At 30.4% G+C, this 4865-nt stretch carries 6 protein-coding genes; 3 read left to right on the top strand and 3 right to left on the bottom strand.

All coding sequences use genetic code 11. The annotated features are described in order from the left end of the window. Positions 1 to 233 precede the first annotated feature (233 nt). From AB1Z17_RS07255 to AB1Z17_RS07245, 3 genes are all read left to right on the top strand, one after another. A complete protein-coding gene (locus tag AB1Z17_RS07255; protein WP_368051136.1) occupies positions 234 to 668 on the top strand; it encodes a hypothetical protein in 435 nt (144 codons plus the stop codon). A gap of 172 nt (positions 669 to 840) precedes the next feature. After that, complete coding sequence (locus AB1Z17_RS07250; RefSeq protein ID WP_368051135.1) at positions 841 to 1572, top strand: lysophospholipid acyltransferase family protein; 732 nt, start codon at positions 841 to 843, stop codon at positions 1570 to 1572. A 25-nt stretch (positions 1573 to 1597) separates the two neighbouring features. Then, positions 1598 to 2593 (top strand): acyl-ACP desaturase, encoded by a 996-nt coding sequence (locus AB1Z17_RS07245; RefSeq protein ID WP_368051134.1) that lies wholly within the window; start codon positions 1598 to 1600, stop codon positions 2591 to 2593. 108 nt (positions 2594 to 2701) lie between these two features. On the opposite strand, the gene AB1Z17_RS07240 is transcribed toward AB1Z17_RS07245, so the two are convergent. From AB1Z17_RS07240 to AB1Z17_RS07230, 3 genes are read right to left on the bottom strand one after another with little or no spacing between them, the layout of a single operon-like run. Next, on the bottom strand, positions 2702 to 3478 hold the full coding sequence (locus AB1Z17_RS07240; RefSeq protein ID WP_368051133.1) for an amidohydrolase: 777 nt from the start codon (positions 3476 to 3478) through the stop codon (positions 2702 to 2704). After that, a complete protein-coding gene (locus AB1Z17_RS07235) occupies positions 3466 to 4623 on the bottom strand; it encodes a methionine aminotransferase (RefSeq protein ID WP_368051132.1) in 1158 nt (385 codons plus the stop codon). Before AB1Z17_RS07235 ends, AB1Z17_RS07240 begins: the two co-directional genes overlap by 13 nt. A 27-nt stretch (positions 4624 to 4650) precedes the next feature. After that, positions 4651 to 4863 (bottom strand): helix-turn-helix domain-containing protein, encoded by a 213-nt coding sequence (locus tag AB1Z17_RS07230; RefSeq protein ID WP_368051130.1) that lies wholly within the window; start codon positions 4861 to 4863, stop codon positions 4651 to 4653. Positions 4864 to 4865: the final 2 nt, after the last annotated feature.

Here is a 4865-nt window from a genome sequence, read left to right as displayed (position 1 = left end):
TTATTGTAAATAACTGGAAATACAAATACAGATTAATAGACAACCGAGAAAGAAGACGCATACTAGATTGCGTTGCTAATGCATCGTATCCGTTTAACGATAGACCTATTTAAAAAAGAATAAATACTTTTCTAAAAAGCCACTTGCAGAAGTGGCTTTTTTTTATAGTATTATTAAAATTCTTGTAATAATTAAAAATTCTATATTTTTGCGTCAATTTAAAACTAACTATTATGATTAAAATGATTCACTCTTACTGGGCTTATATAGTTCTTATTGTATTAATTTTCGCCATTGTTAATGCCTTTTTAGGTTTAAGAGCCAACAAAAAATTTGAAGCTAAAGATTTACGAATTGCATTGTTTGCCTTAATCGCATCTCATATTCAACTAATTTTTGGATTTGTTGCCTACTATTTATCATCTTTTTACGATACCATGCGTGCAGCCGGGATGGGAGAAGTTATGAAAAACAGCGATTTAAGAAAAGTTTTAGTAGAACACCCTTTGGTAGGTATTATTGCTATTACTTTAATAACAATCGGGTTTTCTAAACACAAAAAGAAAACTACCGACGCTGCAAAATTTAAAACTATTGCCATATTTTATACAATTGCATTAATTTTAATTTTAAGTAGGATTCCTTGGGACTTATGGTTTTCTAACTAATAAAAACTGAAGGTTGTTTTAAAATTTACTTTTAAAATAACCTTTTTATATTTTTTAATATGAAACGAGCGATTTAAAAAGTTTATCATTCCATGAAATAACAAACCTGCCTGCCAAACAGGCAAGTAGCGAACAGCAGGTGACCATTAAAAAATAATAATAATATAGACACATGAAAAAAATACTTTCATACATACTTTCCCCAATCTTCTATCTTTTTTATGGAATTTTATTGTTAATTTTTCACTTATTACAATGGATTGGTTTTAATGTTGGTAAATACAAAGGACACAAAATTGCAGTTGATTTAATGAATTGCACACTTACGTACCTTTTGTACATATTAGGAACTCGCATAAAATTTATTAATAAGTACCCAATTCCAAAAGACGTTCCTTTAATAATTGTCTCCAACCACCAAAGTATGCATGATATTTGTCCTATTTCATGTTATCTAAAAAAACAACATCCAAAATTTGTTTCAAAAATTGAATTAGGAAAAGGGATTCCAAGTGTTTCTTATAATTTAAGACATGGAGGTTCTGTTTTAATTGATAGAAAAGATCCAAGACAATCTTTAACAGCAATTAGAGATTTTGGAAAATATATTGAAGAAAACAATTATGCAGCCGTAATTTTTCCTGAAGGTACAAGAAGTAAAGACGGAGTTCCAAAACGTTTTTCAGAAAATGGCTTAAAAATGCTTACCAAATTTGCACCTTCTGCTTATGTAATTCCAGTTTCTATAAACAACTGCTGGAAACTTAATAAATACGGAATGTTCCCTTTAGAAGTTGGCGTAAAAGTTACTTTTGAGTTTCACGAACCAATAGAAGCAAGTTCCCTAAAATTTGAAGACTTATTTAAAAAAGTAGAAAGCTCCATAAAAAATTCCGTAATTTAGCGGCCTACTACTAAAAAAATAAGACATGTCATTACACAATATCCGGTTAGAGGTAATGCTAACCCTAGAAAAGAATATAGATACTTTTGTAGAAAAATTCTTAATTACACCTGAAAAAATCTGGCAACCAACAGATTTTTTACCAAATTCTCAAAGCGAAAAATTTATTGATGAAGTAAAAGAAATTAGAGAATTGTCTAAAGAAATGGACGATGATTTTTGGGTAGTTTTAGTTGGGGATACTATTACAGAAGAAGCGCTACCTACATACGAATCTTGGCTTCTAGATGTTGAAGGAATTTCGCAACACAGCGCTAACGGTGGCGATAATGGTTGGGCAAAATGGATTAGAGCTTGGACTGGAGAAGAAAACAGGCACGGAGATGTGTTAAATAAATATTTATACTTATCCGGACGTGTAAATATGCGCGAAATGGAAATAACAACCCAACATTTAATTAGTGATGGTTTTGATATCGGTACTGCGCGTGATCCTTATAAAAACTTTGTGTATACCAGTTTTCAAGAATTAGCAACGTTTGTTTCTCATAATAATGTAGCTAAAATTGCACGTAAAAACGGACATAAATTATTAGCTAAAATGTCAAAAATTATTGCTGGTGACGAAATGCGTCATCATTTGGCATATACAGAATTTGTTCGTCAAATTTTTCAGCACGACCCAAGTGAAATGATGTTGGCTTTTCAATATATGATGAAACATAAAATTGTAATGCCTGCAATGCATTTAAGACATTCTTTTGAAGAAAAAGGAACTTTATTCGATCAGTTTTCTGTTGTAGCCCAGCGCGCTGGTGTTTATACAGGTTTTGATTATGTAGATATTATTAGAAAATTAAATGCTACTTGGGAAATTGATAAAATTACTGGTTTAACCGCCGAAGCTGAAAAGGCAAGAGATTATTTAATGAAACTACCAGACCGCATGTATAGAATTACAGAAAGAATTGTAATTCCAAGTACAAAATATGAGTTTAAATGGATGAATCCGTTGACTTAGTATAGAGTTAACAAACCTAATAGGTCTTTGAGATCTATTAGGTTTAAATTTTTTTAAAAGTTTGATGGGATGCTCAATCAAGTTCAGCATAACGTACTCTAAATTTTATTATGTTATTTCAAAAATATCTTTATCACTTAGAAAATTTAATTTGGTTCTAATTTCAGAAATATGATTTTTTTCTAAAGAAACAATTACAATATCCTCTGTATTTTCTTGAGTCTTCGCAACTTGTTCTCCCAAACAATTATATGCTGCGGTATGTCCATTATATTCCAAATTATTGGTATCAATCCCTACTCTATTCACACCTATTGTATAGCACATATTTTCAATGGAACGCGCTTTTAACAAGGTATCCCAAGCTGAAATTCTTGGTTTTGGCCAATTAGCAACATACATTAAAACATCATAATTTTCAACATTTCTAGCCCAAACCGGAAAACGTAAATCATAACAAACTAACGGACAAATTTTCCATCCTTTATATTCAATAATAATTTTTTCTTTTCCAGGAGTGTACACTGTATGTTCACCTGCCAATGTAAATAAATGACGTTTGTTATAATATTCAATTTTACCGGAAGGATGCACAAAAATAAACCGATTGTAAAAATTCTTATTTTCTGAAATAATTAAACTACCGCAAATAGCTGTTTTTTTTTCTGAAGCAATTTGTTGCATCCATTTAACAGTATCACCAACCATATACTCAGCAATTTTTTGAGGTTGCATACTAAAACCTGTGGTAAACATTTCAGGAAGCACAATTAAATCAACCGTTTCAGTTATATTATTTATTTTTTTTGAAAATTTAATCCGATTTTGTTTCGCATTTTGCCAAACCAAATCTGCTTGTATTAAAGCGATTTTTAAATGTTGCATAGTATTTCTGCTGCTTTTTTTATGGTTTCGTCTGTTTTTGCAAAACAAAAACGTAAAACTTTAGTATCTAATCCATTTTCATTAAAAACCGAAATTGGAACACTTGCAATTTTTTGTTCTTTTGTTAATCGAATTGCAAAATCGTAATCACTTTCAGTAGTAATATTTTTAAAATTTAACAATTGAAAATATGTTCCTTTTGATGGTGTAAATTCAAAACGAGCATCTTTAATTAAACTTAAAAATAAGTCTCTTTTTTGTTGATAGAAATTATTTAATTGTAAATAATTATTCGGTGTTTTTAAATACTCCGCTAATGCAACCTGTGTTGGATGATTTACACTAAACACATTAAACTGATGCACTTTTCTAAATTCAGCCATTAATTCTTTTGGAGCCAAACAATAACCAACTTTCCAGCCCGTATTATGAAATGTTTTTCCAAAAGATGCAGTAATAAAGGTTCTTTCTGACAATGCTGGATATAGTGCAGCTGTTTGATGTATTTCATCATCAAAAATTATGTGCTCATAAACTTCATCACTTAATAACAAAATATTGGTGTCTTTTAATATGTTTTCTAATTGCAACATATCTATTGCCGACAATATTCTTCCTGAAGGATTGTGTGGTGTGTTCACAATAATCATTCTGGTTTTCTCAGAAATTAAACTTTTTACTAATTTCCAATCAATTTTAAAATCTTCAGGATCTAACTGAACTGAAATTACCTTTCCTCCAAAAAGCTCTATTGTTGGTTCGTAACAATCGTAAGCGGGTTTAAAAATTAGTACTTCATCATCTTTTTTAACTGTAGCGGCAATGGCAGTAAAAATTGCTTGTGTTGCTCCTGCTGTTATCGTTATTTCAGTTTCAGGATTGTAAGAAACACCATATAAATATTCCATTTTATTGGCAATTGCTTGTCTCAAAGTGAAAATACCAGGCATTGGCGCATATTGATTTTTACCAGTAACCATAGCCTTATTTACCAATTCAATTAGCTTTTTATCACTTTCAAAATCTGGAAATCCTTGCGATAAATTAAGGGCATTTTCTTTGTGAGCTAAAGCACTCATTACAGAAAATATTGAAGTTGGTACTTCTGGTAATTTAGATTGAAAAGAATGTCTGTATATTGGCATTGTAATTAGATTTAAAATCTAAATTTACTAAATATCCTTAGATATATCTGAAGAATATTCTAAAATATCCGATGGCTGACAATCTAACTCTTTACAAATTGCTTCTAAAGTAGAAAATCGAATCGCTTTAGCCTTACCCGATTTTAGAATGGATAAGTTTGCTGTTGTTATTCCAATCTTTTCTGCCAAATCTTTACTCCTCATTTTTCGTGTAGCAAGCATTACATCAATATTTACAATTA

The sequence above is a fragment of the Lutibacter sp. genome (genome assembly GCF_040883305.1).
Classification (GTDB): Bacteria; Bacteroidota; Bacteroidia; order Flavobacteriales; family Flavobacteriaceae; genus Lutibacter.
Note: the sequence above shows the minus strand (reverse complement) of the source record. Positions and strands in the feature narration are given on the sequence as shown.

Bases quoted from the DNA above. Each gene is read 5' to 3' on its own strand.
- AB1Z17_RS07235 (WP_368051132.1), bottom strand. From the start codon at position 4,623: ATGCCAATATACAGACATTCTTTTCAATCTAAATTACCAGAAGTACCA.
- AB1Z17_RS07250 (WP_368051135.1), top strand. From the start codon at position 841: ATGAAAAAAATACTTTCATACATACTTTCCCCAATCTTCTATCTTTTT.
- AB1Z17_RS07245 (WP_368051134.1), top strand. From the start codon at position 1,598: ATGTCATTACACAATATCCGGTTAGAGGTAATGCTAACCCTAGAAAAG.
- AB1Z17_RS07240 (WP_368051133.1), bottom strand. From the start codon at position 3,478: ATGCAACATTTAAAAATCGCTTTAATACAAGCAGATTTGGTTTGGCAA.
- AB1Z17_RS07255 (WP_368051136.1), top strand. From the start codon at position 234: ATGATTAAAATGATTCACTCTTACTGGGCTTATATAGTTCTTATTGTA.